We start from the raw sequence: 26,436 nt of genomic DNA on the forward strand, positions 1-26,436 counted from the left end.
CAGATGAAGTGAAAACAACTCTACATCTTCATCCAAGAGGCTAGGGTGGGCATTGAGACATACCCTAGTGCAACACTCTACTAAGTGCTTGCCATACCCTCAATAAAAAACTTTACACGTTTGACACCTTGCCATTCATCGCTCTCGAGTCGGTAAGCAAGATTTGCCTTGGCGGGCAGCGGCTCGGTGCGGCCGAACCAGAAGCCATCGATGAGCTGGCCTTGGTGTTTGAGTTTGAGGCCGAGGTGCTTTTCTGCTACTAAGCGCTGCGATACGACTTCTAGCTCTTCGCTAAAGATGGGCGGTGCAAAGCCTTGGCCCCAGACGGTTTGGTTGAGCGTATCAGCCATGTCCGCACGACGGTATTCAGCGGGGAGCGGGCCGTCGGTTTCTAAGCGGCGGGCGAGCGTGGCTTGATCAATCCACAGCGCGGCAACTTCGGCGAAGGCGGCTTCAAAAGTTTCGAAATGTTCTTCTTCAATCGTGCAACCCGCAGCCATGGCGTGGCCGCCGAATTTCAGAAGAAGGCCAGGGTGTTTTTTGGCGACCCAATCGAGTGCATCGCGAAGATGAAAGCCTGCAATCGAGCGGCCTGAGCCTTTGAGCAAATGCTCTTGGCCTTCCGCGCCACTGGCGGCGAAGACGAAAGTGGGGCGGTGGAGCTTGTCTTTGATGCGGCTGGCCACGATGCCGACCACGCCTTCGTGAAACTCGGGATCGAAGATGGCGATTCCGCTTGGGTGATTCTCCACGGGCTCGTCGTCTGCAAACATGTATTGCAACGCGGCCTCGGCTTGCTCGCGCATGCCGGATTCGATGTCACGCCGCTCACGGTTGATCGCGTCGAGCTGCTTGGCGAGTTCATCAGTGCGGCCAGAGTCATCTGAGATCAGGCATTCGATGCCGAGGGTCATATCGCTCAAGCGGCCTGCTGCGTTGATGCGGGGGCCGAGTGCAAAGCCAAAATCAAAAGTGCTGGCAATCGGCATCTTGCGGCTGGCTGCTACGAAAAGGCTAGCTATTCCCGCAGGAGATACGCCGGCTCTGAGCCTTTTTATGCCTTGAGCGACTAAGCGGCGGTTGTTCGCATCAAGTTTCACCACATCAGCCACTGTGCCGAGTGCCACGATGGGGAGCAGGGCATCGAGCTTGGGTTGCGTGGCGGGCGTGAACACACCGCGCTCGCGCAGCTCAGCACGCAAAGCCAGTAGCACATAAAACATCACACCCACACCAGCAATCGACTTGCTTTCAAACGTGCAACCCGGTTGATTGGGATTCACGATCACATCGGCCAGCGGCAGCTTCTCGCCGGGCAGGTGATGATCGGTGATCAAAGTCTGCAAGCCCAGCTCAGTCGCACGCGCCACGCCTTCCACACTCGCGATGCCGTTGTCCACTGTGATCAGCATATCGGCTCCAGCAGCTTTCACGCGATCGGCAATCGAGGCCGTGAGGCCATAGCCATCCACCACGCGGTCTGGCACGAGATAGCTCACATGCTTTGCGCCTAGCAGCTTGAGGCCTCGCACACCCGTGGCGCAAGCGGTTGCGCCATCGCAGTCATAGTCAGCCACGATGCAGAGCTTCTTATCTGCAGCTATTGCATCAGCCAGCAGCTTCGCAGCTTCCAGGCAACCTTTCATCGAAGAGGGTGGCAAAAGCTTCGCCAAGCCATCATCCAATTCTTCCAAGCTTTGCACGCCGCGCGCCGCGTACAGGCGCGCGAGCAAGGGATGCACTCCCGCATTTTCGAGCGCCCAGCTGCTACGAGGGGGCACATCTCTTACTATTAATTTCATAGCACTCCACGCAGATTCCTTGCCGGCAAACGGCTGAATTTGCTTATAAATTGTTGTAAAAAACCAGGTTTTTGAGGCTCTAGGGTGATGGCAGCAAGTTCGCCGCAGAGAGTGATGGTGGTAGCCTGCTCAATCTTTGCCCATTCAGCAGTCAAGCTGCGCCAGGCGCTCAAATAGGCCGACTCCGAATGCTGAGCCTCCTGCAGTCTCAATTCAAGCCGCACATCGCTGGTCTGCTCAGGCAAAGCTTCAAGCACACCTGCGCCATCCACCCAAAACGAATTCACCGTCGGCAGCCCACGCGCTTGCCGAGCCTCGCTGATCGGGTGTGTGTAAAGCAGCATCTGCATCTCTGCCTGCAAACGGCTGATCTTGAGTTGCTGCGGAAACTCCCCCGCATCTGGCAAAAAATCGTTGATGCTGCGCCCTTGCACCCGCGAGAGCGATGCACATTCAAAATCCGCAAACTGTGAGCCAATAGCCAGCCAGCGCGCAGCGCTGTGGTATTTCAAAGTGATGCCGTCTTGCTCAAAATAAGGCGCGATCAAAGCATGCAGCTCGCGCGATTCAGCATCGGTGAGGCGCAGCCGATCCACAGGCTGCATCACCATATCCGTCATGCCTACGTCAAGGTGACATGGATGCACCCAAGCGCAAGGCGCACCAAGAGCCTGCGTCTCAAAAGCCGCCCAAGGCATCTTTCCTTCGTCTGATGGCATGCCAAGTGCCCGCGCATAAGCCATCTCAAACGGCATACACAAGCTGTCTTCATGCAGCTCCAAGCGCTGCATCTCCCCCCAATTCGGTAGCATCGCCGACACATTGAAGGCAGTGCTCTCGTTCTCAAACGGCTGCAGGCTCGCAGCGGGCACGATGATTTGGGTAAAAGGCATGAGGTGATTGTCTCAGAGCTTCAGGAACTCCACGCCGCGTTCGCCTCAAAACATGGTGCTCAGCATGCCACAATCTCTCCCACATGAATCTTCCTTACGAACTTGAAGTAGGCCTGCGCTACACGCGGGCGGGGCGCTCATCCCGCTCTAATCGGTTTATCAGCTTTATCTCGGGCGTGTCGATGCTGGGCATTGCGTTGGGCGTGGCGGCGCTGATCATTGTGCTTTCTGTGATGAATGGGTTTCAGAAAGAGGTGCGGGATCGGATGCTCTCCGTCGTTTCGCATATTGAAGTATTTGCACCGGGCGGTGTGGCTTTGGCCGATGCTTTAAAAACGATGAATGAGATCAAAGCGCATCCGCAAGTCGTCGGCGCTGCGCCTTTCATTGCGGCTCAGGCATTGGTTGCACGCGGCGAGGATATGAAGGGCGCGATCATTCGCGGGATTGATCCGGCTCTTGAGCCACAGGTGACAGACATCTCGGGTGGCAAAGGTGGCCTCGAGGGCGCGAAAGCGGAAGCCTTGCAGAGCTTGCAGCAGCTCAAAACTGGCGAATTTGGCATCGTGCTCGGTATTGAGTTGGCTCGTAACCTAGGCGCACGCAATGGCGAGAAGATCACGGTGATTGCACCTGGCGGGCAAGTGACGCCGGCGGGTGTGGTGCCTCGCTTGAAGCAATTCACCGTGGTGGGTGTGTTTGATTCTGGGCATTACGAATACGACGCGACGCTGGCCATGGTGCATGTGGATGATGCGGCCAAGGTGTTTCGCTTGGAGGGGCCCACGGGCGTGCGCGTGAAGCTCAAGGATTTGCATGAGGCACGTACGGTGGGCACGGAGCTGGTGATGAAGCTTTCCAGCGGCGAGGTGGTGCGCGACTGGACGCGGCAAAACCGCACCTGGTTTGCCGCAGTGCAGCTTGAAAAACGCATGATGTTTATCATCCTCACACTGATCGTGGCGGTGGCGGCTTTCAATTTGATTTCCACGCTGGTGATGACGGTGCAAGACAAGCGGGCGGATATTGCGATTCTGCGCACGCTCGGTGCATCGCCGGGCTCGATCATGAAAATCTTCGTCGTGCAGGGCGCATTGGTGGGCGTGATCGGTACGTTTACCGGCTTGGCGCTCGGGCTGTTGGTGGCCTTCAATATTGATGTGATCGTGCCGTTTTTGGAGAGCGTGTTTAGAGCGAGCTTTTTGCCGCGTGATGTGTATCTGATCAGCCAAATGCCCAGCGACCCGCAGTGGGGTGACATCATGCCCGTGGGTGTGATTTCGTTGGTCTTGGCTTTTGCCGCGACTTTGTACCCGAGTTGGCGCGCCAGCCGCGTGAACCCAGCAGAGGCGCTGCGTTATGAGTAATCCGATGAATGATCTCGTGATTGATGCCCAAGGCATCACCAAACGCTTCCACGAAGGCCCTCTGGATGTGACCGTGCTTCAAGGCGTTGATTTGACTGTTAAAAAAGGCGAAACCCTGGCCATCGTGGGCGCTTCAGGCTCTGGCAAAAGCACGCTCTTGCATTTGCTGGGCGGGCTGGACGCTCCCACAGCAGGCAAAGTGCAGCTCATGGGCAAAGATTTCGCCACGATGACGCAAGCAGAGCAGGGCGCTTGGCGCAATCAAAACCTTGGTTTCGTTTATCAATTCCACCACCTGCTGCCCGAATTCAGCGCCTTGGACAACGTGGCCATGCCGATGCGAATTGCTAAGCAGTTTTCTAAGCAAAAAGGGCATCTCGCCGGCGTAGATATTGCGCAAGCAGCTACTAAAATGCTAGCAGATGTGGGCTTGGGCCACCGCCTGCATCATCGCCCCGCCGAGCTCTCTGGCGGCGAGCGCCAGCGCGTGGCGATTGCTCGCGCGCTCGTGATGCGCCCAGCCTGCGTGTTGGCCGATGAGCCGACTGGCAACCTCGATCGCGCCAGCGCAGGCACAGTGTTTCAGCTCATGCTAGAGCTGGCGCAGACGCAAGGCACGGCCTTCATCATGGTGACACACGATGAAAGTTTGGCGGCTAAGTGCCAGCGCAGCCAGCGCTTGGATCTGGGTCGATTGAGCTGATGCTTTGAGGTCTGGCCCTCTTTGTTGTACAAATGTGACAAACTGTCTGTTACCTGTGTACCCCAAAAGCATTCAGTCAGAAGCTTCGTAACAGGCTCGCAGCTTGCATCCCATGCTGCAACTTTCGGAGCTAAAAAATCATAGCAGCGGCGCGGGCTTACGCCTCTGAGTTCAAGAGCTTTTGCATATTCGCGCAGATTGGGGTAAATTCTCATCCTGGGCAACATAAAAGCCCCGTAACTATATTGATTTGAATGGAAAAAACTCTCCCGCCCCTACCAGCCAAGCGCTACTTCACCATCGGTGAGGTCAGCGAGCTATGCGACGTCAAGCCGCATGTGCTGCGTTATTGGGAGCAAGAGTTTGCGCAGCTCAAGCCCATGAAGCGGCGCGGCAACCGCCGCTACTACCAGCACCACGAAGTGCTCATGATTCGCCGCATCCGCGATCTACTCTACGATCAGGGCTTCACCATCAGCGGCGCGCGTAACAAACTCCATGAGCTCATCCAAGCCGAGCGCGATAAGCGCAAAGCAGGGGAAGTGATGCTCGATGGTGTGGATGAATTTGCAGACGACTCAGACAGCGAATTTGCCGCCAGCGATTTTGATGCGGCAGAAGCGCAAGAAGCCAGCAACGAGCCCGGCATTGATTTTGGGGCGGATAACACCATCCACGTGCCCTTGCGCCAATTGCGCCGTGAACTGTTCGAAATACGCGAGTTGCTCGCGGCTTAATCCAACAATTCCAACATCCACAACGTAAAAAGCCTCAGCAATTTCTTGCTGAGGCTTTACTTTTTGTTGGCTCCTCGACCTGGGCTCGAACCAGGGACCTACGGATTAACAGTCCGGCGCTCTACCGACTGAGCTATCGAGGAACAGCCTATGATTATAGCCCGAAAAACTTCGGTTTTCGTAGCAGCGTCACAGAGAAATGTTCAGGCTCATGCGCAACGCCCGTGCTTGCGCAGGGAAGAGGTAGGCATGGCCGAATTGATAAGGGCTTTCTTGGAAGAAGCGTTTATCCAGCAGATTGTGGATGTTGATTTGCAGGCTGCTTTTTGCGCCATTGATCTGTGTATCCCATTTCAAGCTTGCATCCAGGCGCGTCCATGCGGGAAGCTGAAGGCTGTTGTCTGGCAGGATGGCGCGTTTGCCTTCATGGCCGATATGCGCGCCCACAAGCCAATCGGGTGCGATACGGTAGGCAGCATTCAAGCGCAGGATGTGGCTGGGCACATTGGTGGGTTTGAGGCCGTTGATGGCTGCTGCCGTGGTGGAGCCTTGGCGCTCGGCGCGCAGCCATGTGCCAGAGCCGCCGAGCTGCCATGCGCCAAGTTGCTTCTGCGCAGAGAGCTCCAAGCCTTGGTGTTGAGACGAACCATCGGGTTGCACATTGCAGGGGCTGATGCCTGCCAAGCCACATGCATCAGCGCTGCTCATTGGGCGGGTGATGTCAAACACTGTGGCTTGCCAGCTTTGGTTTGCGCTGCTGTGTTTGATGCCGATCTCCGTTTGGCGAGATCTTCGAGCGGGCAAGACTTGATTGGGGTTGGTGGTGTTCAGCGCTGCGACGATATCGCTTTCGATGCCTTGGCCATGGCTTGCGTAGAGTGTGTAGGCGCCCGTTTGGTAACTTGCAGCCAGCCAGGGTGTGGTGAAGTTTTGGCTGTAGTTGCTAGCGTTGAGTTGATCTTGACGCGAGACGCTGGTGTGGCGCAAGCCGAGCCAAGTTTTGAAACTTTCGTTCCATGAGATCACGTCGGTTGCAAAGAGCTCACGGGTCTTTTCGCGCAGGGTGTTGGCGGAGTTGGGCGTAGCTGCTGGATTGGCAGGTAATGGCTGGTTGGGGGTGTTGAGATTCAGTGTGCCAGCGTAAGCAAAAATCTGATCAGATGTTTGAATGCGCGAGTTCGATTGCAATGCCCCCAAGCTCAATGCATGTCGCACGCTGCCCGTTTGCAGGCTGCCATCGAGTTTGAATTGCGCAGCAGCTTTTTTACGTCGCTCACCAACGCTTGCGAAATCGTAAATATCCACATCGCCATTGTCATAAAACGCGTTGCAAGCGCCGCTGCCTGCGTTGCCGCAGCCAAACGGGAAGGCGATGCGGTCATCGGTTTTCAGGCGCTGGCTGCCCAGATGTGCGCTCCATTGCCATTGATCGTTGATGGCCTGCGTGTAGCGCAGTGAGCCAGTGAGACCTTCAAACTCAGTATGCTGGCTCCAAGCTTGGCGGTTGAGATTGAGCTTTGGGTCCGCTGGTGGCAACAAACCCGTGCTACCGAGCACCGAGAGTCCAGGAACATTGGGCTGGCTTTGACGAGCCCACTCAAATTCTGCCTCCAGCAAGCCATCTCGCCCAACGCGCGAATCGAGCGAGAGGGCGAGAAGCTGTTTGTTGCCGCGTGTGCCTGGAGCGCTGCTGCTTAAGCGGTCTGTGGCGACATTCAGCCGATAGCCCTGTGCATTGTCTGCGCCAAAGCGGCCGCCTAAATCCAGCGCAGCGCCGAGTTGGCCGTTGGAATCCGCGCTCAGATCCATGCTGCGGATGGGTTTCGAAGTAGGGCGCTTGACCACGTAATTGACCAAGCCTCCGGGCGCACTCGTGCCAGCTTGAATGCCACTCGTGCCTTTCAAGATCTCAACGCGCTCTTTGTTGGCCAAATGAATGGCTGTGTCTCCAGAAATTGGCAAACCATCGCGGCGGTAGTTGAATTTGTTGTCGATCACAAAACCGCGCACGGTGGCGTAATCGATATAGCCCACGGCGTTGTAGGCATCGCTCACGGAGGAATCGAGTTTGTAAAGATCAGAAAGGCGCTGCGCACCGCTGGCTTTGATGTCTTCTGCCGTGATCACTGTGGCAGAAATCGGCTGCTCAGACAGCGGCGCGTCAAACCCGCCAATGCCCAGTTGCTGGCGCTGCGTGGGGGCGCTGATCACCACGGGTTTGAGTGTGATTTCCTGCGATGAGGTCTGTGCCAAGCCATGCAGACAGGTTGTTGCAGATGCTATTAATAAAATAGCATTCCGCGCAGTATCTATGCCGGCGATCGCCTGTTTTTGATTAAAAAATGGCGCAAAAAAAGAGAGTTTTTGAGTGTGTTTAGTCATCAGCTTTCCTTCGCGAGGATTACCTCATTCAGGTTCAAGGGTTTGATCTCAGCCGCGCATCAGAATTAATGCGAAGCACCCCTAGCAAGTGCAATATTGCACGGGCTGACTATACCAAGTTCCATCAATAGTATTTGACTATCAATAGAATTCAAATGATTGTTTGGCAGTATTTTGCAATGAGGTTTAGGATCAACGCACGCTAAATGCACTGCCATGCATGCGCGAATTTTTCACCTCATTTAGGAGTCCATCATGTCGAATCCCTCAAGCAACAGCGAAGGCAAATGCCCTTTCTCGAGCGGCGCTCGCGTCAACACCATGGCCGGCGCAAACTCCAATGCATCTTGGTGGCCGGAGCAGCTCAAGCTTGGCATCTTGCATCAGCAATCCGAGCTCTCCAGCCCGATGGACAAAGACTTTGATTACGCCAAAGAATTCAAAACTCTCGATCTCGACGCGGTGGTGAAAGACCTCACCGCCCTGATGACCGACTCGCAAGATTGGTGGCCAGCAGACTACGGCCACTACGGCCCCTTCTTCGTTCGCATGACCTGGCATGCCGCTGGCACCTATCGCATCGCCGATGGCCGAGGCGGCGCAGGCACAGGCGCACAGCGCTTTGCCCCACTCAACAGCTGGCCGGATAACGGCAACTTGGATAAAGCGCGCCGCCTGCTCTGGCCGATCAAGCAAAAATATGGCCGCAAGCTCTCGTGGGCTGATTTGCTTGTGCTCACAGGCAATGTGGCGATGGATTCCATGGGCTTCAAAACCATGGGATTCGGCGGTGGCCGCGCAGATATTTGGGAGCCGGAGCAAGACATCGATTGGGGCCCTGAGACCACTTGGCTGGGCGATCAGCGCTACAAAGGTGATCGCCAGTTGGACAACCCGCTCGGCGCAGTGCAGATGGGTTTGATCTATGTGAACCCACAAGGCCCGAATGGCAACCCCGATCCGCTCGCTTCTGCACGTGACATCCGCGAAACCTTCGCCCGCATGGCGATGAACGATTACGAAACCGTGGCACTCACCGCCGGCGGCCACACCTTCGGCAAGGCTCACGGCGCAGGCGCGGAATCACACGTCGGCCGCGAGCCAGAAGGCGCTGCGATTGAAGAGCAGGGCCTGGGCTGGAAAAACTCCTTCGGCAGTGGCAAAGCTGGGCATGCCATCACCAGCGGCATCGAAGGTGCATGGACGCCCACGCCAACCAAGTGGGACAACAGCTATCTTGAAACCCTGTTTGGCTACGAGTGGGAGCTCACCAAAAGCCCAGCCGGCGCACACCAGTGGAAGCCCAAAGACCCCGCTGCCGCAACCCTCGTGCCCGATGCACATGACCCAACGAAGCGCCACGCTCCCATGATGACCACGGCTGACATGGCCATGCGCATGGACCCCGCTTACGAAAAAATCTCGCGTCACTTCTTGGCCAATCCGAAAGAGTTCCATGATGCCTTCGCGCAAGCGTGGTTCAAGCTCACGCACCGCGACATGGGGCCACGCGCTCGCTATCTGGGCAAGCTCGTGCCTAAGCAAGAGCTGATTTGGCAAGACCCGATTCCTGCTGTGAATCATCCGCTGGTGGATGCGAATGATGTGGCGCAGCTCAAAGCCAAAGTGATGGCAAGTGGCCTCAGCATTTCTCAGCTGGTGAGCACGGCTTGGGCATCCGCGAGTAGCTTCCGCGGCTCAGACAAGCGCGGTGGCGCGAATGGCGCGCGCATTCGCCTCGCGCCCATGAAAGATTGGGAGGCCAATCAGCCGGCCATGCTTGCCGTCGTGTTGCCCAAACTCGAAGCGATTGCCAAAGAGTTCAATGCGCTTGGCGCCAAAAAAATCTCCCTGGCCGATCTGATCGTGCTCGCAGGCAGCGCCGCTGTGGAAGCGGCTGCCAAGAAAGCCGGGCAGGATGTGAACGTGGATTTCAAGCCAGGCCGCATGGATGCATCTCAAGAGCAAACCGATGTAGATTCATTCGCTGTGCTCGAGCCTGTTGCCGATGGCTTCCGCAATTACGCTCGCAAGGGCTTAGAAAAGCGCGCTGCTGAGCTGCTGATCGACAAAGCGCAATTGCTCGGCCTCACAGCGCCTGAGATGACGGTGCTGATCGGCGGCCTGCGCGCGCTCAATGCGAATGTCGGCCAAGCCGCGCATGGCGTGTTCACAGCTCGCCCTGAGACGCTCACCAACGACTTCTTCGTGAACTTGCTCGATATGCGTACGCAGTGGAGCCCATCTGCGAGTGCGGCGGGCGTGCTCGAAGGCAAAGATCGCAGCAGCGGCAAAGTCAAGTGGACGGGCACGATGGCCGATATGGTCTTCGGCTCCAACTCCCAACTGCGCTCGCTCGCAGAGGTGTATGCCGCAAGCGATTCGCAGGCGATGTTTGCGAAAGATTTCGCTGCTGCTTGGAGCAAAGTGATGAATGCGGATCGCTACGATTTGGCGTAAGCTTTGCATAGACAGTCGCGATTGATGATCGCGCCTAGCCGCTCAAGTGAGTGTTTCATTTGAGCGGCTTTTTCTTGCCCAGAAGATTTGATGCACAGGATTCATGAATCACTGCATCGCCTTCGCCTACCATCACATGCATGCAAGGCATCTCACTCCAGCTCATCGACGAGCCCACCCACCCGCAGCTCCCCGCCTTGCGCGAGCTGCTTCTCGAATACCAGCGCTGGACTGGCGTGGATCTCTGCTTCCAAGATTTCGATCAGGAGATGCAAGCGCTGCCCGGCGCCTACGCCCCGCCTGATGGCCGCCTCTATCTCGCATGGGTTGGTGCTGAGCTGGCTGGCTGCATTGCTCTGCGCAGACACGACGCGCAAAGCGGTGAAATGAAGCGCCTCTACCTGCGCCCCGCCCACCAAGGCCAAGGCCTGGGCAAACTCATGGCCGAACACATCATCTGCGATGCCCGCTACATCGGCTACCAACGCATCCTGCTAGACACCTTACCCATCATGCAAAGCGCCCAAGCCATGTATGCCAAGCTCGGTTTCAAAGAGACGCAGGCTTATGTGTTTAACCCGGTAGAAGGCGTGAAATACATGGCGCTTGAGCTCTAGCGCTCAGCTTGTTGCATTTACGATTTGTATATACAATGAGGCATGGAGTTCACATGGTTCGAATCAAAATGCGCATCCAATATCGAGAAGCACGGGCTTGATTTTGTCGATGCGCCCGGTGTGTTCAGCGGCTTGACATACACCTACGAAGATGACCGTTTCTCCTATGGCGAGCAGCGTTTCGTCACACTCGGCTTGCTCGCCAATATCCCAGTATCCATCGTGCACACGGAGAACGACCATGAAATCCGCATCATCTCATTCCGCAAAGCCACCAAAAATGAAGCCAACATCTACTACCAAGCCATCCAAAACTGATTGGGCTCGCCTGAAAGCTGGTGCAGCGCCAAAGCTGAGCTCTCGTGCGCACCCCGAAGCAGAAGTCAAACACATCGTGCGTGGCCTAGTACGCAAAGGCCTTCAGCCAATGCCTTCCAAAGCGTCTATCTCGCTGCGGGTGGATCAAGATGTGCTTGAATGGTTCAAGTCACAGGGCTCTGGGTATCAAACACGCATCAATACGGTACTGCGGGCGTTTCGGGATGCTTCGGTTTAAAGAAAATCTGTTGTATGGAAACAATATCTACTGTCATCTCTTGGATTGCTGCAAATTTACCCGCGCTGAGTGCCCTAGGCGCAGCTTGCGGATTCTTGTGGACAATTTATCAATTTTTGCTTGTCAGAGGAAGAGAGTCAGCGGCTAGAGAATTCGAGGTATTCCATCGTCTTGTGAAGGAGCTGGTAGAGCCTGACGAAAAGACAGGGGTTCTCTACATTGATCGACAAGCGGCAGTAGCCTTTGAGTTGAGACATTTTTCTCGCTATCACGAATTTACGGAGCGGCTATTGAAGTCATTCCTGCATAAATGCGAACAGGATCAGGAGAATTTAGGTAAACATGCGATGTTGTTGGAAGAGATGAGGCAAACGATTGCATTTATCGAAAAGAAGGGTTGATTATTAGCATGCATAGTTATGCAAACCCGTTCATAACTCGCATCTCCGCATAGCCTTGGCATTTCACTGCACCTAAGATCGGCGCAGTGAATTCTCTCCAGCAAAGTTTTTCTTCCGCGCTCTCGCTCGTGCTCTCGAGTGATGCGCAGCTATGGGCGATTATTGGGCGGTCGCTGGCTGTGAGTGGTTTGGCTACTTTGTTGGGTTTTGCGCTTGGGGCGGCTCTGGGGGCTTGGCTGGCTGTTAGCCGATTTACGGGGCGGGGGGCTGTGATTGCTCTGCTGAATGCTTTGCTGGCGCTGCCATCCGTTGTCGTTGGGCTTTTGGTGTATTTGCTGCTGTCGCGCAGCGGGCCGCTCGGGTTTCTGGGCTGGCTGTTTTCGTTCAAGGCGATGGTGTTGGCGCAATCGCTATTGGTGTTGCCGATTGTGGCGGCTTGGGTGCGGCAGGCTTTGGAAGATGCGGATCGAAGCCACGGGGAGCAAATTGTGGCGATGGGGGCAGAGCATGGGATGAGAGGTTTGCTGTTGCTTCTGGATGAGCGCTTTGTGTTGCTCACGATTGCGATTGCCGCTTTTGGCCGCGCGATTGCTGAGGTGGGCGCGGTGATGATTGTGGGTGGGAATATTGATGGCTTCACGCGGGTGATGACCACCGCCATTGCGCTGGAGACGAGCAAAGGGGATTTGCCGCTGGCGCTTGGCCTCGGGCTGGTGTTGATGGGGATCGTGCTAGGGCTGAATGCACTCGTGGCCTTGATCAAGAGCTGGCGTGAACAGCGCGAGCTGATGGCGCTATGAATACTTTTGCTCCTCATATCGAGCCGTTCGCCCTGAGCTTGTCGAAGGGCTTGCGAGGGCTTCGCCTCTTCAACAAGCTCAGGACGGGCCAAGCTCAGCCCGAACGGGAGCACATCAAGCGAAGAGTATGAGCAAGACCGCACCCGTTTTGATTAGCTTGAAAGATGTGAGCATGCAGCTTGGCCGTGTGCAGGCTTTGCAGGGTTTGAATTTCAGCATCGCGCAAGGTGAGGCTGTGGCGCTCGTCGGCGCGAATGGCAGTGGCAAGAGCACGCTGCTTCGTTTGATGCAAGGGCTGATCCAGCCTACGCAGGGCAGCGTGACCCAAGCGGATTTAGCTGCCCAGGCCTTCGTCTTCCAAAAGCCTTGGATGCTGCGCACCACGGTGCTGGCCAATGTGGCGCTCGCCGCTTGGCTGCGCGGCAGCAAGTGGAGCGATGCAAAGCAGGCTGCAACTGAAGCCTTGCAGCAAGTGGATTTATTGACCCTGGCGCAGCACCCCGCGCGCACGCTCTCGGGCGGGCAGCAGCAGCGCCTGGCCGTGGCGCGCGCCTGCGTGAGCCAGCCGCGGCTTCTCTTGCTGGATGAGCCTACGGCGAGCCTCGCCCCCGCCTCCAAGCGCGAGCTGGAGGCGCTGATGGCCAGCTTCAAAAGCCAAGGTATGACGCTGATCTTCTCTAGCCACAACCTCGGTCAAGTCAAGCGCTTAGCGACGCGTGTGATTGCGCTGGATCAGGGCGCGGTGGTATTTGACGGCCATCCCGATGCATTCTTTGCGCACTCTTTACCGGAGCATCTTTTATGATATTTTTTAAACGAAATTGGCCTATCGCCGGCATAGAATCTGCGCAAGCAGCTATCAAATTAATAGTGGGTGGCGCAGCGCTTCTCGCGCTATGCACACCTGCCTGGGCGCAGCAGATCACCATGGCCTCCACCACATCTACCGAGCAATCGGGTTTGTTTGGCGCGTTGCTGCCTGATTTCAAGAAAGCCACGGGCATCGACATCAAAGTGGTCGCGCTCGGCACAGGCCAAGCGCTCGATATGGCGCGGCGCGGCGATGCAGATGTGCTTTTCGTGCATGATCGAGCGGCTGAAGAAAAATTCGTTGCCGAAGGCTTTGGCGTGAAGCGCTTTCCTGTGATGTACAACGATTTCGTTTTGATTGGGCCCAAGGCTGATCCCGCCAAAATTTCAGGGCTCAACATCGTGGGTGCTTTGAAAAATATTCGCGGTAGCAACGCCAGCTTCATCTCTCGCGGAGACAAATCAGGCACGCATGCTGCAGAGCTGCGCTATTGGGCAGAAGCCGATCTATTCAAGTTGCCCAATCAAAAAGGCACAGGTTACAGGGAATGCGGCTGCGGCATGGGCCCAGCGCTCAACATCGCCGCCAGCAGCGGCGCTTACGTGCTCGCAGACCGCGGCACTTGGCTCAATTTCAAAAACCGCGCCGATCTTACCGTGCTCGTCGAAGGCGATGCCCGCCTCTTCAACCAATACGGCGTCATGGTGGTGAACCCCGCCAAGCATCCGCATGTGAAATCACAAGATGCCCAGCGCTTTGTGGATTGGGTGATCTCCCCCGCAGGCCAAGCCAGCATCGCGGCTTACAAAATCGGCGGCGAGCAGGTGTTTTTTCCTAATGCTGCTAAATAGCTAAATAGCTGAATGCATCTTGCAAAGCTGCAAGATGCTACGGATCAAGATGATTTCAGTCTCTAGAGCTTATAGAATCTGCGCAAAGCGCTATTAAATCAGTAGCATATTGCTTGACGGCAGGACACTGCAGCGATAGATCAGTTAGCATTTGGCACCCGCCGTCACCAAGAGCCAAGCGGTGGCCAAGATCAGCGCTCCAGAATCACGCCGAAGGAAATTCATTGCGGTGCTCCTGCATCGGTGAGCGCTTCACCATAGACCATAAGCGAAATGCCTGCCCAACAAGCCGCATCACGAATCGCTTCCATCTCGGCATCAGCGCTAGGGGCGGAAAGCCTCACGCTGCCACCAGCGCAGGGTAATCCGTGTAGCCCTTCGCGCCGGGTGTGTAGAAGGTCGATGAATCGGGCGCATTGAGTGCGGCTTTGGCGGCGATGCGCTCGGGCAGGTCGGGGTTGGCGAGGAAGGCGGTGCCGAAGGCCACGGCGTCGAGCTTGCCTGCTGAAATAGCGGCTTCGGCTTCATCGCTCTTGTAGCCCATGTTGCCAATGAGTACGCCTTTGTATTTCTCGCGGGCTACTGTCATCACATCAGCTTGTTGCAGGCCGAAAAAGTCTGCGCGCATCAGGTGCAGGTAGGCGAGGTTGAAAGCATTGAGCTTGTCAGCGAGGAAGCTCGTTAAGGCCACGGGGTCGCTGTCTTTCATGCTGTTGTAGCTGTTGAGCGGCGAGAGGCGCAGGCCCACGCGATCTGAGCCAATGGCGTTTGACACGGCGGTGAGCACCTCCAACAAAAAGCGCGCGCGGTTGTCCATGGAGCCGCCATAGGCATCGGTGCGCTGGTTGGAGCCATCGCGCAGGAATTGATCGATCAAATAGCCATTGGCGCCATGCACCTCCACGCCATCAAAGCCAGCGGCCATGGCGTTTTGAGCGGCTTGCGCAAATGCCGCCACAATGGGCGCAATCTCTTCCAAACTCAGCGCATGCGGCACAGCTTGCGGCACCTTGCCGGCGGGCGTTTGAATGTCGCCTTCAATGGCGATGGCGCTGCTAGAAACGGTGCGGTGCCCGCCATTGAGATCAGGATGCGCGGCGCGGCCAGCGTGCCAGATTTGCATGAAGATGCGCCCGCCTTTGGCATGCACGGCAGAGGTCGTCTTCTTCCAGCCTTCGATCTGCGCGGCAGAGTAAATGCCCGGCTCGGCATAGAAAGCCGAGGTGTGCTCTTGCACCATGGTGCATTCCGTGGTCAGCAAGCCGCCGCTGGCGCGCTGCGCGTAATACTCGGCCATCAAATCATTGGGCATATGCTCCGCACCAGCGCGGGTGCGCGTGAGCGGGGCGAGGATGATGCGATTGGGCAGCGTGAGCGCGCCGAGCTTGAGCGGATTGAAGAGTGACATAAAGGGGAAATGAGAAGAGGGGAGAACAGAAATCAGACTGAGGCCGCACGATAACACCCGCCGCCTAAGCTTGCTCGGGCAAGGTTACTCAAGGCACTGAATTTTAAGAAAAATCGGCACTCCGCCGGCATGGAATCTGCGCAGAGTGCTATTGAATATATAGCATCACGATTTTTAAATGCCTAGTTCGCAGTCTCTCACTTGGCTGCTAGCGCAACGCTCACCGCTTCGGCTGCACGAATCAAATCATTGACCAGCCGCTCATCGATATCCAGCATGCCTTCGTATTCACCGAGATTGCGAGTGTTGTGGCACTTATCGAGCACACGCCACACTTCAGGGCCGAGGCCAAGCGTGTGCGGTAAAACTTGGAAGACGATATAGCGATGATTGGAGCGATAGCCCAAGCGGCGCAATGCCGCCAAGCACAGCGCATGAGCGGCGTTGTATGCCAGATCAAACCGGCTCTCCAGAGCTAGCGAGGCATTCCGAGCATCATGCAAACGCGCAAGACCGCTGCGCACTAAGCCTGCAAGCTCATCCGCGTCAGGCGGCTCGGCTTGCATGGGCTTGCCTGCGCCGCAGAGATTGTTTAAAGCATCACTCATAACTGTATTATTGTACAGTCATCGAGCGCAATCAAGTGGATGTTTCGTTCAAAACCAATTCCCGCTCCGAGCCCAGCAGCCATATCTTCTGCTGCTCCAACACTCGCTTGATAAACACGCGATCTTGCGCTACGCGGCGAGTGAATTCAGCCGGCGTATAGAGCGTTGGGTTCACAGGGCGGGCAAGGCTCGCAGCAGCGCCTTCCAGCGCAGCAAATGCTTCTGCATAAGAAAGCGTCTCACTCACCATCATCACATCTACATCGCTGCTCGCGCCCGCCGTTTGCTTAGCCACCGAGCCATAGACAAACGCGCCGCTGATCTGCGCTGCCAGCGGTAGTAGCGCCGCGCGCAACACATCGGCCAGCCCAGAAGTCTTCAGCACCAAGCCATGCAGCTCGGCATACACTGGCGAAGCGCTGTTAGCCTGATAGTGGCGCTGATTGCCCACGCGTGTGACAGTGAGCAGCCCCGCCTCCGAGAGCGCCGCCAGCTCCCGCTGCACCGCCCCCGAGCCAGACTGCGCTAGCGCAATCACCTCATTCGCATAAAAGCTCCGCTCCGCCCGCCCAAACAGCAGCGCCAGCACCCGCTGCCGCACCAAAGGGAAAAGCGCATCACTGATGGAAAGCGGTGTGTCTTCTGAGGCTTCTAAAATACCCATAATGGGTTTTATTATACCCAAATTGGGTTTAATTAAATCAAGCGACTTTCTTCAAACTCAGCTTCACCGTATAGCCCAGCTTCGCAGCCACGTTCACCAGCGCATCCAACGTGAATTTCTCTGTGCGGCCTTTCACGAGATCGTTCATGCGCGGCTGCGTGATGCCAGCGAGCTTGGCGGCTTCGGCTTGGGTGATGCCAAGCTTGGCGATGATGCGGCGGATGTGGATCGTTAGGTCGGCGCGCAGCAAAAGGTTTTGCGCCTCTGCTTCGGGGAAGCCGAGGTCTCGAAAGACGTTGTCGCTGCCTGCGGTGATGCTTAGTTTTTTAATCATTTACAGAATTTTATATCTGTTCTGATAATCTTCAACTTCTAAGCCGCTGTGCTGAATACTGCTCGATCAATAGCCTTCTCTAAGGTTGCGTTTTGCAAGCTTAGACCATTGTTCTCAGATCAAAATCGGCGTTTTACCGGCATAAAACCTGCGCGGAGCGCTACGCAATTTATAGCAAAGCGCATCAAAACCCAGACCCTGGCTCCTGCAAGAAAGCCAGCTCTTCGGCTGTGGATTCCCGCCCTAGGATTGCGTTGCGGTGGGGATAGCGGCCGAAGCGTTGGATGATGGCTTGGTGGCGCTGTTCGTAGCGCAGGGCATCTTCTAAGCCGGGCTGGGCAAACAGGCGCAGCGCCTCTTGGTGCACGGCCAGCGATTCGCTGTGCATATAGGGCATGTAGGCAAAGTGGCGCTCGCGCGTGGTGAGCTGCGCATCGCCACCGCTGGCCACGAGCTCCTGCGCGAGGGCCAGAGCCAGCGCATCTTGCGCAAAGGCGCGCGGGGTGTCTCGCCACACATTGCGCGAAAACTGATCCAACACAATGATCTCCGCCAGCCGCCCGGAAGGCGAAGCCCGCCAGCCAAAAAGCTCACAGCGCGCCGCCGCTTCCAAAGTGGCCCCAAACCGCTGCGCAATCAACGCATCCAGCGTCGCGTCTTTGGCGAAATGCTGTTTCTCGGTGAGTTCGGAGAACCAGAAGTGGAGGACAGAAGTAGAGTGCATTTATCTCACGAGTCCAGTCATTTCATAAACCTTTAACTATGATCTCAGAATACGCTTACTTCGAATACTACTTAGATCATCAGCTCTTACCAAGCGGTAAATGCTTATCAAAAATCAAAAGATTCTTCTCTCGGTCATAGTGCCACTTCCGAGGTGCAATTTGTCGTACTGGAGGAGCTGTATTTGTAGCGTGCATTTTTGTGATGCGAACGAAAATCCCTTGTGCAAAACGAGATCGAGATTCCTCTACTACTTTTCGTGCCTTGTCGAGAATTTCATTAGATTTGGAAGATGCCACTTTGTGAGAAAAAAACCAGTGAAAGATCGAAGCAATTGCAGCCTGTTCTAAATTGTGCTGCTTACGGTAAATCTCAATTGCAGTATCGTAAAGTTGCATGCCAATCTCTAGCTCCTGCCGCAAATAAGCAAGCATTCCTAAGTTTGCTACGGTGTGGGCATTTATGTTGCTCTTCTCAATGCTAGATATTTTTTTCAGCACGGTTTCAGCGGCCTCGATATCACCTTCTGCACCTGTTGCAAACGCAAGATTATTGAGGAGCATCAAATTATCAGGCTCAGTAATCAATCCTTGCCGTGCATATGACCGAGCATCGTTCAAGTCTCCAAAAATAGCTGCTATGAAAGAGGCGCTAAGCATAGGTCGAGCGGCAAATGGCTCATCAATATGCCAAGTGAGGGCACTCATTAGTGCGTCCTCAAATTGATCATTCATCAAGAAATGGTAGTAGCCAGCCTCTGCGGTCATAGGCTTTTGTAACCATTCATCAGGAAGATCGGGGTTGAGATTTAGTTGTTTGGCTGCCCATTGAACTTGAGCAAGAGCATTTTCGTTTGGCTCTGATAAAGAAATGTTGTAGAGTCTTTTTGCCTGCTTGTTTTGCCCAGCTTCTAGCTCAAGCGTTGCTAATGAGCTTGCTAGTTCAGAAATCTCGTAAGGCGAGTGTGATCCAGCAGAAATTATGGCGCGAGCTTTTTTTGTGAATTTTGATGATTTTCCAAGGATTGAATTGATCGCTATATGGCCCGCAATCAACCATGGATCGCGTTCTGTCCTGGGTGATTTGTCTAGTATCGCTAGTGCTGCAGCAGGATCGTGAGCATGCAGGAAAAATCTGGAAGTACCTCTCAGAATTGTTCGATTGCTCGGACTCAATGCCAAAGCTGTTTGAACTGCATTCTTTGCTGAACCTGTATTTCCTGCGGCAGCATGCAAACGACCAAGATCTAGCCAAGTTAAAGCATCATTGGGAAACCGTACTAACCATCGCCGAGTGTCATGAATGCCATCGCGCAGAGTTTTTTTATGGTCGAGTGGACCTGTTAAGGAAACTTCTGATAGATCTCCAGACTGCACAGAATCTGCAAGTCGTCTGATACCAGCAGGCATTGCGCTATCATTTTTTAAAATGAAAGTGGCTATTGATTTAAGTTTGCTGCTATCTATATTTAACAAACCAAATCTCAGAGCGTCAGCTGCTAGTCCAATTGATGGATGCAACTCGAACTCAGCTACTACTTTTTCAAACTCATGATTATCTGCACTCCGAATAGGAGTTGTAGGGCGAGAAAATGCCGTGATTGGATTTCTAACAAACCGATTATTCGGTTCTGTTGATTTAGTCCATTGCGGAACAACTCGCCGTTCCCAAGAGATTGTCATAGGACTGCTCGGTTAGGATACTTTATAGCGATCATGGCTTGTTTGCTTAGTTTATCAAAGAGTGATACATACCGTTCGAACCCAATCGGGCGTCCAGCAGACTTTCGACTTTTGGGATGGCCTCGCTCATATGGCGATGGATGTGCAAGTTGAGCAAATGCCTCGCCAAGCTCTCTGCGGCAATAAATAGGAAGATGCTCTTCTACATAACCTCTGACCCTAGTCATTGCCTGTTCAAGATAAGGGCAAGCATCTTGATAGCTTCCAGACCACGGAGCTATGCTGGGTTCTCTTTGCCAGCTAGGTGGCAAGAGATGCTGCTCTAAAGACTGCTGCAAGAGCGAGGTCGTCCCTTGTAGGGTAAACAGAAAAGCAATCATGCTACCCAGCATATAAGCATCAGTTGCATATCTGCGATCAACATAATCAGTAGGTCTGTGCCCATATGCAAACTCTGGCGGGCAATAGGTTGGATCACCTGGAAATAATTGCTCGTCGAGTGGTCCAAGTTTTCCTTGCACTGATGCGCGACCAAGATCGGCAACTTTGTGCTGATCAAGCGAAAACTGCAGAATATTTGAGGGCTTAATATCTTGATGCGCAACACCAGCGCTATGCAATTGTTGGATTGCAGTTGCGACGTTATGTAGAACTCTTAATCTAATTGCCGCATCATCAGCAGTTGGTACTCCGTAAGCTTTGCGGACATCAGGCCCTCCAAGCTCAAAAATAAAGAAATGAACACGACGTATTGCTCGTGTAATGGGATCTGTAACCGACGCGTCGAAATCCACTATGCCTGACTCTAGGAGCCTAACGACCCGGCTTAAATTACGATTCGCACACTCCTGCAAGACCGCTCCTTCAAACTGGATCATGTCGATCACAAAACGTATGGAATCAAGCTGCTGATCTGCCGGTGCGAGCAACGCTCTAGTGAGATCCATGGCTTTGAGGAAAGCTTTTTCACCGCCACGCTCCACAAAGTAACCTGTAGAAAAATTGCCCCCAGTTTCTCCATCGACTTTTCGAAGTACCGATGTCACAACCCATCCTTGACCGACTGTGTGTCCGACTAACAGATCTTTGGGTGCTGCCATGTAACTCCTTAATTGGACATTTCAAGCTCGCGCAGATTGGCGGCTGCGAGTAGGCTGATCAGTTGGGATCGTTTTTCCAAACGCCTCAGCTAGTCGCCTTGCTTGTAGGGCGGATTCTTGCAGCGCTTTTTCTAGCTGGCGCGGTGTGGGGATCAAGTGTGGCTTTTTTTTTGTAGTTTGAGCCATAGCAAGTCAGGCAACGGAGGTTTGCGCTTTTAACACTTGCTTGAGCACTTTTGGCTGTTGCTCCGCAATCGTGATCAATGTTTGCGCAGCGCCAGAAGGTTGTCTGCGGCCTTGCTCCCAATCTTGTAGAGTGCGCACTGAGACACCGAGCAGGCTGGCGAATTGGCTCTGCGAGAGGCCAGATTTCATGCGCGCCATGACGACGGGGAGCACTTCGATTTTGGCGACGACTTTGCCTTTGCCTGCTTTCATATCGCGCACGGCTTGTAGAAGCTCTGCGCCGATGTCTCGCTTGGCATCGCGCTCTTTGAGTTGTTTCTCAGTCAATGGCATTTTCAAGCTCCTGCTTCAATTGTCTCAAGACATCGGCAGAGATGTTGTCTCGCACCGATTTGCCATAAATCAGCATCAACCAAACTTCTCCGTTTGCAAGGCGGTTGAAGTAGATCACGCGGGTTCCGCCGCGTTTGCCCATTCCCGGCCTAGACCATCGCACTTTGCGAACGCCGCCAGACTTGGGCACGACATCGCCTGCGTCTGGATGGAATGCAATGTGCTCGAAGAATTCGTCTTTTTCTTTCTCTGTCCAATAGTCAGGCCATTGGCTTTGAAAGATAGGCGATTCGACGATGGTCAGCATGCGGAATTTTTTGTTTGATTATACGGCAATGCCGTATTCTTGGCAAGCTTACTTCGCCCAAGTATCTTTAAGGCCTGTGATCTTGTTGAACACCGCTTCCCCCGCCGCATGATCTTTGCGGTCTGCGACGAAGTAGCCGTGGCGTTCGAATTGGAATTTTTCGTCGGGCTTGGCGTTTGCCAATGATGGTTCGACGTAGGCTTGGATGGTTTTTAGGCTGTCTTCGTTTAAGGCTTCTAGGAAGTCTTTGCCGCCTGCGTCGGGGTGTTCGGTTTTGAAGAGGCGGTCGTAGAGGCGGATTTCTGCGGTGACTGCGTCGGCCGCGCCGACCCAAGTGATGACGCCTTTGACTTTGATGGCGTCGCTGCCGGGGGTGCCGGATTTGGTGTCTTTTAGCACTTTTGCCCTGATGGATACTGCGCGGGCAGCTCCGGATTTGATAGCGGCCTCATCTGTGCCTTCTGCGTAGTCTGCGCCTTCGACTTCGATGACATAGCCGTATTTGAGGCGGACTTTGTTGCCGGGGAACAATCTGAAGAAGCCTTTGCTGGGGATTTCTTCGTAGTCTGTTTGCTCGATCCAGACTTCTTTGCCGAGTTTGAAATTGCGCTTGCCGAGATCGGGGAGGTGGGGGTGGACGGGGGCGCTGCAGTCTTCCAGATGCGCTGCGCTGCCGAAGGCTTCTTCCCAGTTGGTGAGGACGAGCTTTAAGGGCTCTAGCACGGCCATGGCGCGGGGGGCTGTGGGGTCTAGCGTTTCGCGCAGGCAGCCTTCTAGCGTGCTGTAGTCGATCCAGCTGTCTGATTTGCTGACGCCGATGCGCTCGGCGAAGAGTTGCAGGCTCTCGGGCGTGTAGCCACGGCGGCGCAGGCCGACGATGGTGGGCATGCGGGGATCATCCCAGCCGCTGACTTTTTTCTCGTTGACCAATTGGGCGAGTTTGCGTTTGCTGGTGATGACGTAGGTGAGGTTGAGCCGGGCGAATTCGTATTGGCGGGGCTGCTGTTTGATGAGGCCGCCTTCTAGCAGGCGATCCATGAGCCAATCGTAGAAGGGGCGCTGGTCTTCGAATTCGAGGGTGCAGATGCTGTGGGTGATGCCTTCTAGCGCGTCTTCGATGGGGTGGGCGTAGGTGTACATCGGGTAGATGCACCAGGTGTCGCCGGTGTTGTGATGTGTGGCGCGGCGGATGCGATAGATGGCGGGGTCGCGGAGGTTGATGTTGGGGGAGGCGAGATCGATTTTTGCTCTAAGCACCATGGCGCCATCGGCGTGTTTGCCATCTCGCATTTCGCGGAAGCGATTTAGGTGATGCTCTGCGCTCAATGCTCGGTAAGGGCTGGGCTTGCCGGGGGTGTTGAAGTCTCCACGGTTGGCGCGCATGTCTTCTGCGGATTGTTCATCGACATACGCTAAGCCGCGCTCAATGAGATGCTCGGCGGCTTTGTACATGAAATCGAAATAGTTGCTGGCGAAGAGTGCAGACTCGTGGCCAGACTTGCCTGCATCTTTGCCCCATGAGAAGCCGAGCCACTTGACGGAATCGATGATGGAATCGACGTATTCTTTTTCTTCTTTCTCGGGGTTGGTGTCGTCAAAGCGAAGATTGCAGATGCCTTTGTAATCACGCGCCAAGCCGAAATTCAGGCAAATGCTTTTGGCATGGCCGATGTGCAGATAGCCATTGGGCTCGGGCGGGAAGCGGGTGACGATTTGAGAATGCTTGCCGCTGGCCAAATCTGATTCGATGATTTGGCGCAGGAAATTGCTGGGCTTGGTGGCGTCAGATGCCGAGGCAGGAGAATTTGTAGAGTTTGAAACTGTCATGCCTTGATTTTAGAGGGCTAGGCGCTGTGTTTACAGCTTGATACTGCATTTGCAATGCAGATGACAACTGCAGCTAGGCGCAGGGCGTTGAGGTTGTACTGCTTTTCAAAGGAGATCATTATGAAAGCATGGATGACGGCTGTTGTTGCGACCGCAGCTTTGGCGGCTGGCGCTGCGCAGGCAAACGATGTGAGCTGGACGATTACTGTGGGCTCGCCCCGCCCCGCGCCGAGGGTGATTTACGCGCCGCCTCCTGTGGTGTATTCGCCCGCGCCCGTGGTTTACCAGCCAGCGCCTGTGGTGGTTCAGCGCGTCTATCAGCCCGTTTACCAACCTGTCTATCAAGCCGCGCCAGTGGTGTATCACATGCCGCATGGCCATTGGAAGCATGGGCATAAGCATGGCTGGAAACATGCCTACAAACATGGCTACCACCAAGGCTATCGCCATGGTCGGCATGACGATTGATAGAGCTGAGGGTGTGCATTGATCTGCGTGGGCAGATCATGCCGCCATGCGGCGCGGCTGCGGCGGTTGCCGCCGCATGCCGATAAAGCGCTGAAATGCGTGTGCGCAGGCCTCAGGCTCAGCCAGTAGGTTCAGGTGGCCGCAAGGCAGATCGACAAAATGCGATTGCGTGATTTCGGCGACTGTGCGCTGATCGCGCGGGAGCACGATGCGATCATATCTGCCGCAGAGGATGAGCATAGGCGGTGGCTGGGTGCGCAGCTTATCAAAAACCCTGCGAACGCTCGCGCCATCCAGCGGGCGCATCAGGATGATGTTTTTAGGGGTGATGAGCTCTAAGGTTTTGCGCAAATAAGCGCTGATCAGCGATCTTTCGTCTGAATCGGCAAAGCCGATCTCTTTCGTGCCGCGTGAGGCTAGCAAATGGCGACCTAGGCGCGAGCTAGCCAGCATTGCGGTGGATGCAGCCAAATGGAGTTTGAATCGGCCTTGGCTGAGCATGGGGGCAGAGGCCAGGGTGAGGGTTTGGATACGCTCGGGAAAGGTGGTGTAAAGCACAGCGCCTATCACGCCGCCTGCGCCATGGCCTATCCAGTGGCAGCGCGTGATCTGTAATTTCTGCAGCACACGATGCGCGTAGTAGGCCAGATCGTTGATGGTGCAGGTGTATGGCAAATGTTGATTCTGCCCAACGGCTGGTGGATCACAAATCACCACTCGAAACTGCAGAGACAGCATGCGCGCGAAATCTAGCATGCTGTCGTAGCCATTGAATTGCGCAGGCCAGCAGACTACCCAATCACCGCGCTCACCCAAAAGCTGTACTGCGAAGTGACCCTGTTCTGTGGCAATCTGAATGGTTTTCAATGGCTGACGTTTGGATTTTGAGTCGCCGTTGTGGCTAATCCAAATCGTTCAGTATTTGTAACTATTTCCTACTTTTATGTCAAGTAGTCGTGTCAAATTTTTCTTATCGCTTGGCTGAGGGCAAGCGTATGTTGGCAGCGAGACCGCCTGTGGAGGAGTTGTGCAGGCTGAAAGACCCGCCGAGGCGCTGGATCGTCTTTTCAACAATGGCTAAGCCAAGACCGGCGCCAGTGGCTGCGGTGCGAGCCACATCGCCCCGGAAGAAGGGCTTGGTCATGTGTTTGAGGATGTCTTCGTTGACGCCAGGGCCGTGATCACGCACTTTGAGGAGCACCCAGCCATCGCGCTCTCGGGCAGCAATGTCGAGCTGGGTGATGCCGGTGGTGATGGTTTTGCCGTATTTGCGGGCGTTTTCCACCAGATTGGTGATCACACGCGTGAGCTCAATTTCATCGCCCATCACATGGAAATCAGCAGGCAGATCCAGCTTGACTTTGAGATCATCCGTTTGCTGCACTGCGAGCACACAGGCTTCAACCACATCATTGAGCGCTACCGCACGCAGATGCTGTTGATCGGTAGGGCGGGCGTAATCGAGGAATTTATCAATGATGGCATCGAGCTGCTCGAGATCAGAGACCATATGATTGCGCGCCACATCATCGGCCACGCTCATCTCCGTTTCAAGGCGCAGGCGTGCCAGCGGTGTGCGCAAGTCATGCGAGATACCGGCGAGCATCACGGCGCGATCTTGCTCGATTTTGGCGAGCTGCTCGGCCATGCGATTGAAGCCGGCATTGACCTCGCGGATTTCGCTGGTCACGGCATCTTCATTCAAGCGGCTGGCATCAAAATCGCCATCTTTCACGCGGCTGGCCGCGAAAGAGAGCGCTTTCAGTGGGCGATTGATCAAGCGCGCAATGACGGCTGCGCCAGTCAGTGAGAGCAGGGCAGCAATAGAGAGCCACACCAGCCATGCGCGGCCAGGCACAGGATTCAGGCGCGAGATATCGGTTTGCAGCCAGAATTTTTCATTCTCAATGCCAAAGCCGACCCACAAACCTTCTTCGCCATTGACCTTGCGAGCCAGCGTGGCTTTCTCGCCCAAGCGCACGCGTAACTCAACCAGCACGCGCTGCATTTGTGTATCGCCTTCAAAGCCTTGCACCATATCAATGGCTGTACGAGGCACGACCTTCACACCCTCCAGCTCGGCCAGCTGTTTGATCAGGGAGATGCGCGCGATCGCATCGGAGTGCACGAGCGCAGCGCGCGAGAGATTGACGATGGAGGCGATCTGCTGTGCAGTTTGCGCGGCGCGTGGCTCGGATTCGAGCATGCGAAAGGTTTGCAGCCAAGCCACCACGGAGCCCACCAGCAGCAGCGCCAGCAGAAAGAAGGTGCGCCAGAAGAGGCTGAAGCGCACTTTGCTGATCGTGCCCGTGGGGCGAGCATCCAGCGGGGCAGGCATGGTCTCCAGCGGAGCGGGGCCAGTGGGTATGGGGTGGCCAGCCATGCCGGAGGGTAAATGCGAATAACGGCCTTCCGG

General features: G+C 55.2%; 28 protein-coding genes and 1 tRNA gene. 12 read left to right on the top strand and 17 right to left on the bottom strand.

Going from position 1 to position 26,436, the window contains the following annotated elements; all coding sequences use genetic code 11:
* Positions 1 to 80: 80 nt before the first annotated feature.
* Complete coding sequence (recJ, locus tag KIH26_RS05910) at positions 81 to 1,802, bottom strand: single-stranded-DNA-specific exonuclease RecJ (RefSeq protein ID WP_213443370.1); 1,722 nt, start codon at positions 1,800 to 1,802, stop codon at positions 81 to 83.
* Positions 1,799 to 2,695, bottom strand: a complete 897-nt coding sequence (locus KIH26_RS05915) for a phosphoglycerate mutase (protein WP_213443372.1) — start codon at positions 2,693 to 2,695, stop codon at positions 1,799 to 1,801. Before KIH26_RS05915 ends, recJ begins: the two co-directional genes overlap by 4 nt.
* 83 nt (positions 2,696 to 2,778) lie before the next feature.
* Between KIH26_RS05915 and KIH26_RS05920 the strand changes: the two genes are divergently transcribed.
* From KIH26_RS05920 to KIH26_RS05930, 3 genes are all read left to right on the top strand, one after another.
* Positions 2,779 to 4,062, top strand: a complete 1,284-nt coding sequence (locus KIH26_RS05920; protein ID WP_213443374.1) for a lipoprotein-releasing ABC transporter permease subunit — start codon at positions 2,779 to 2,781, stop codon at positions 4,060 to 4,062.
* 4 nt (positions 4,063 to 4,066) lie between these two features.
* Complete coding sequence (locus KIH26_RS05925; protein ID WP_213443376.1) at positions 4,067 to 4,765, top strand: ABC transporter ATP-binding protein; 699 nt, start codon at positions 4,067 to 4,069, stop codon at positions 4,763 to 4,765.
* Between the two features lie 254 nt (positions 4,766 to 5,019).
* Positions 5,020 to 5,502, top strand: a complete 483-nt coding sequence (locus tag KIH26_RS05930) for a MerR family transcriptional regulator (RefSeq protein WP_213443378.1) — start codon at positions 5,020 to 5,022, stop codon at positions 5,500 to 5,502.
* 67 nt (positions 5,503 to 5,569) lie between these two features.
* On the opposite strand, the gene KIH26_RS05935 is transcribed toward KIH26_RS05930, so the two are convergent.
* Positions 5,570 to 5,645, bottom strand: a tRNA-Asn gene (locus KIH26_RS05935).
* A gap of 46 nt (positions 5,646 to 5,691) precedes the next feature.
* Positions 5,692 to 7,884 carry a TonB-dependent siderophore receptor gene (locus tag KIH26_RS05940; protein ID WP_213443380.1) on the bottom strand — a complete coding sequence of 731 codons (2,193 nt, stop codon included), beginning with the start codon at positions 7,882 to 7,884 and terminating at the stop codon, positions 5,692 to 5,694.
* Positions 7,885 to 8,139: 255 nt separating this feature from the next.
* Between KIH26_RS05940 and katG the strand changes: the two genes are divergently transcribed.
* The 8 genes from katG (at position 8,140) to KIH26_RS05980 (ending at position 14,380) form a co-directional block, all read left to right on the top strand.
* The gene (katG, locus tag KIH26_RS05945; RefSeq protein WP_213443382.1) at positions 8,140 to 10,344 is read left to right on the top strand and encodes a catalase/peroxidase HPI; all 2,205 of its coding nucleotides are present in this window, start codon (positions 8,140 to 8,142) and stop codon (positions 10,342 to 10,344) included.
* A gap of 140 nt (positions 10,345 to 10,484) precedes the next feature.
* Positions 10,485 to 10,961 carry a GNAT family N-acetyltransferase gene (locus KIH26_RS05950; protein WP_213443384.1) on the top strand — a complete coding sequence of 159 codons (477 nt, stop codon included), beginning with the start codon at positions 10,485 to 10,487 and terminating at the stop codon, positions 10,959 to 10,961.
* 42 nt (positions 10,962 to 11,003) lie between these two features.
* Positions 11,004 to 11,279, top strand: a complete 276-nt coding sequence (locus KIH26_RS05955) for a BrnT family toxin (protein WP_213443385.1) — start codon at positions 11,004 to 11,006, stop codon at positions 11,277 to 11,279.
* Complete coding sequence (locus KIH26_RS05960) at positions 11,242 to 11,517, top strand: BrnA antitoxin family protein (protein WP_213443388.1); 276 nt, start codon at positions 11,242 to 11,244, stop codon at positions 11,515 to 11,517. Before KIH26_RS05955 ends, KIH26_RS05960 begins: the two co-directional genes overlap by 38 nt.
* Positions 11,439 to 11,918 (top strand): hypothetical protein, encoded by a 480-nt coding sequence (locus KIH26_RS05965; protein ID WP_213444827.1) that lies wholly within the window; start codon positions 11,439 to 11,441, stop codon positions 11,916 to 11,918. Before KIH26_RS05960 ends, KIH26_RS05965 begins: the two co-directional genes overlap by 79 nt.
* Before the next feature lie 86 nt (positions 11,919 to 12,004).
* Entirely contained in the window at positions 12,005 to 12,718 is a 714-nt protein-coding gene (locus KIH26_RS05970) for an ABC transporter permease (protein WP_213443390.1), read from the top strand.
* A gap of 127 nt (positions 12,719 to 12,845) precedes the next feature.
* Positions 12,846 to 13,523 carry an ABC transporter ATP-binding protein gene (locus KIH26_RS05975; RefSeq protein WP_213443392.1) on the top strand — a complete coding sequence of 226 codons (678 nt, stop codon included), beginning with the start codon at positions 12,846 to 12,848 and terminating at the stop codon, positions 13,521 to 13,523.
* Positions 13,520 to 14,380, top strand: coding sequence for an ABC transporter substrate-binding protein (locus KIH26_RS05980; protein ID WP_213443394.1), 861 nt, complete (start codon positions 13,520 to 13,522; stop codon positions 14,378 to 14,380). The genes KIH26_RS05975 and KIH26_RS05980 overlap by 4 nt, the downstream gene beginning before the upstream one ends.
* Positions 14,381 to 14,601: 221 nt before the next feature.
* Here KIH26_RS05980 and KIH26_RS17080 read toward each other — a convergent pair whose 3' ends face one another.
* The 11 genes from KIH26_RS17080 to KIH26_RS06030 form a co-directional block, all read right to left on the bottom strand.
* Positions 14,602 to 14,724, bottom strand: a complete 123-nt coding sequence (locus tag KIH26_RS17080) for a hypothetical protein (protein WP_283770137.1) — start codon at positions 14,722 to 14,724, stop codon at positions 14,602 to 14,604.
* Positions 14,721 to 15,788 carry an alkene reductase gene (locus KIH26_RS05985; RefSeq protein ID WP_213443395.1) on the bottom strand — a complete coding sequence of 356 codons (1,068 nt, stop codon included), beginning with the start codon at positions 15,786 to 15,788 and terminating at the stop codon, positions 14,721 to 14,723. Before KIH26_RS05985 ends, KIH26_RS17080 begins: the two co-directional genes overlap by 4 nt.
* A 197-nt stretch (positions 15,789 to 15,985) precedes the next feature.
* Positions 15,986 to 16,396 carry a hypothetical protein gene (locus KIH26_RS05990; protein ID WP_213443397.1) on the bottom strand — a complete coding sequence of 137 codons (411 nt, stop codon included), beginning with the start codon at positions 16,394 to 16,396 and terminating at the stop codon, positions 15,986 to 15,988.
* Positions 16,397 to 16,427: 31 nt separating this feature from the next.
* A complete protein-coding gene (locus KIH26_RS05995) occupies positions 16,428 to 17,060 on the bottom strand; it encodes a nucleotidyltransferase domain-containing protein (RefSeq protein WP_213443399.1) in 633 nt (210 codons plus the stop codon).
* A gap of 37 nt (positions 17,061 to 17,097) precedes the next feature.
* Complete coding sequence (locus KIH26_RS06000; protein WP_213443401.1) at positions 17,098 to 17,394, bottom strand: helix-turn-helix domain-containing protein; 297 nt, start codon at positions 17,392 to 17,394, stop codon at positions 17,098 to 17,100.
* Between the two features lie 184 nt (positions 17,395 to 17,578).
* Complete coding sequence (locus KIH26_RS06005; protein WP_213443403.1) at positions 17,579 to 18,118, bottom strand: DUF924 family protein; 540 nt, start codon at positions 18,116 to 18,118, stop codon at positions 17,579 to 17,581.
* Between the two features lie 79 nt (positions 18,119 to 18,197).
* Positions 18,198 to 19,799: a tetratricopeptide repeat protein gene (locus KIH26_RS06010; protein WP_213443405.1), complete on the bottom strand. Its 1,602-nt coding sequence runs from the start codon at positions 19,797 to 19,799 to the stop codon at positions 18,198 to 18,200.
* Positions 19,796 to 20,899, bottom strand: a complete 1,104-nt coding sequence (locus tag KIH26_RS06015) for a protein kinase domain-containing protein (protein ID WP_213443407.1) — start codon at positions 20,897 to 20,899, stop codon at positions 19,796 to 19,798. The genes KIH26_RS06010 and KIH26_RS06015 overlap by 4 nt, the downstream gene beginning before the upstream one ends.
* Positions 20,900 to 21,091: 192 nt before the next feature.
* Positions 21,092 to 21,418 carry a helix-turn-helix domain-containing protein gene (locus tag KIH26_RS06020; RefSeq protein WP_213443408.1) on the bottom strand — a complete coding sequence of 109 codons (327 nt, stop codon included), beginning with the start codon at positions 21,416 to 21,418 and terminating at the stop codon, positions 21,092 to 21,094.
* Positions 21,405 to 21,725, bottom strand: a complete 321-nt coding sequence (locus KIH26_RS06025) for a type II toxin-antitoxin system RelE/ParE family toxin (RefSeq protein ID WP_213443410.1) — start codon at positions 21,723 to 21,725, stop codon at positions 21,405 to 21,407. The genes KIH26_RS06020 and KIH26_RS06025 overlap by 14 nt, the downstream gene beginning before the upstream one ends.
* 48 nt (positions 21,726 to 21,773) lie before the next feature.
* Positions 21,774 to 23,552 carry a glutamine--tRNA ligase/YqeY domain fusion protein gene (locus tag KIH26_RS06030; protein ID WP_213443412.1) on the bottom strand — a complete coding sequence of 593 codons (1,779 nt, stop codon included), beginning with the start codon at positions 23,550 to 23,552 and terminating at the stop codon, positions 21,774 to 21,776.
* Between the two features lie 120 nt (positions 23,553 to 23,672).
* On the opposite strand from KIH26_RS06030, the gene KIH26_RS06035 reads away from it, so the two are divergent.
* Entirely contained in the window at positions 23,673 to 24,020 is a 348-nt protein-coding gene (locus KIH26_RS06035) for a hypothetical protein (protein ID WP_213443414.1), read from the top strand.
* Between the two features lie 36 nt (positions 24,021 to 24,056).
* On the opposite strand, the gene KIH26_RS06040 is transcribed toward KIH26_RS06035, so the two are convergent.
* A complete protein-coding gene (locus KIH26_RS06040) occupies positions 24,057 to 24,887 on the bottom strand; it encodes an alpha/beta fold hydrolase (protein WP_213443416.1) in 831 nt (276 codons plus the stop codon).
* Between the two features lie 103 nt (positions 24,888 to 24,990).
* A complete protein-coding gene (locus KIH26_RS06045) occupies positions 24,991 to 26,403 on the bottom strand; it encodes an ATP-binding protein (protein ID WP_213444708.1) in 1,413 nt (470 codons plus the stop codon).
* Positions 26,404 to 26,436: the final 33 nt, after the last annotated feature.

The organism is Variovorax sp. PCZ-1 (assembly GCF_018413605.1).
GTDB lineage: Bacteria > Pseudomonadota > Gammaproteobacteria > Burkholderiales > Burkholderiaceae_C > JANMDU01.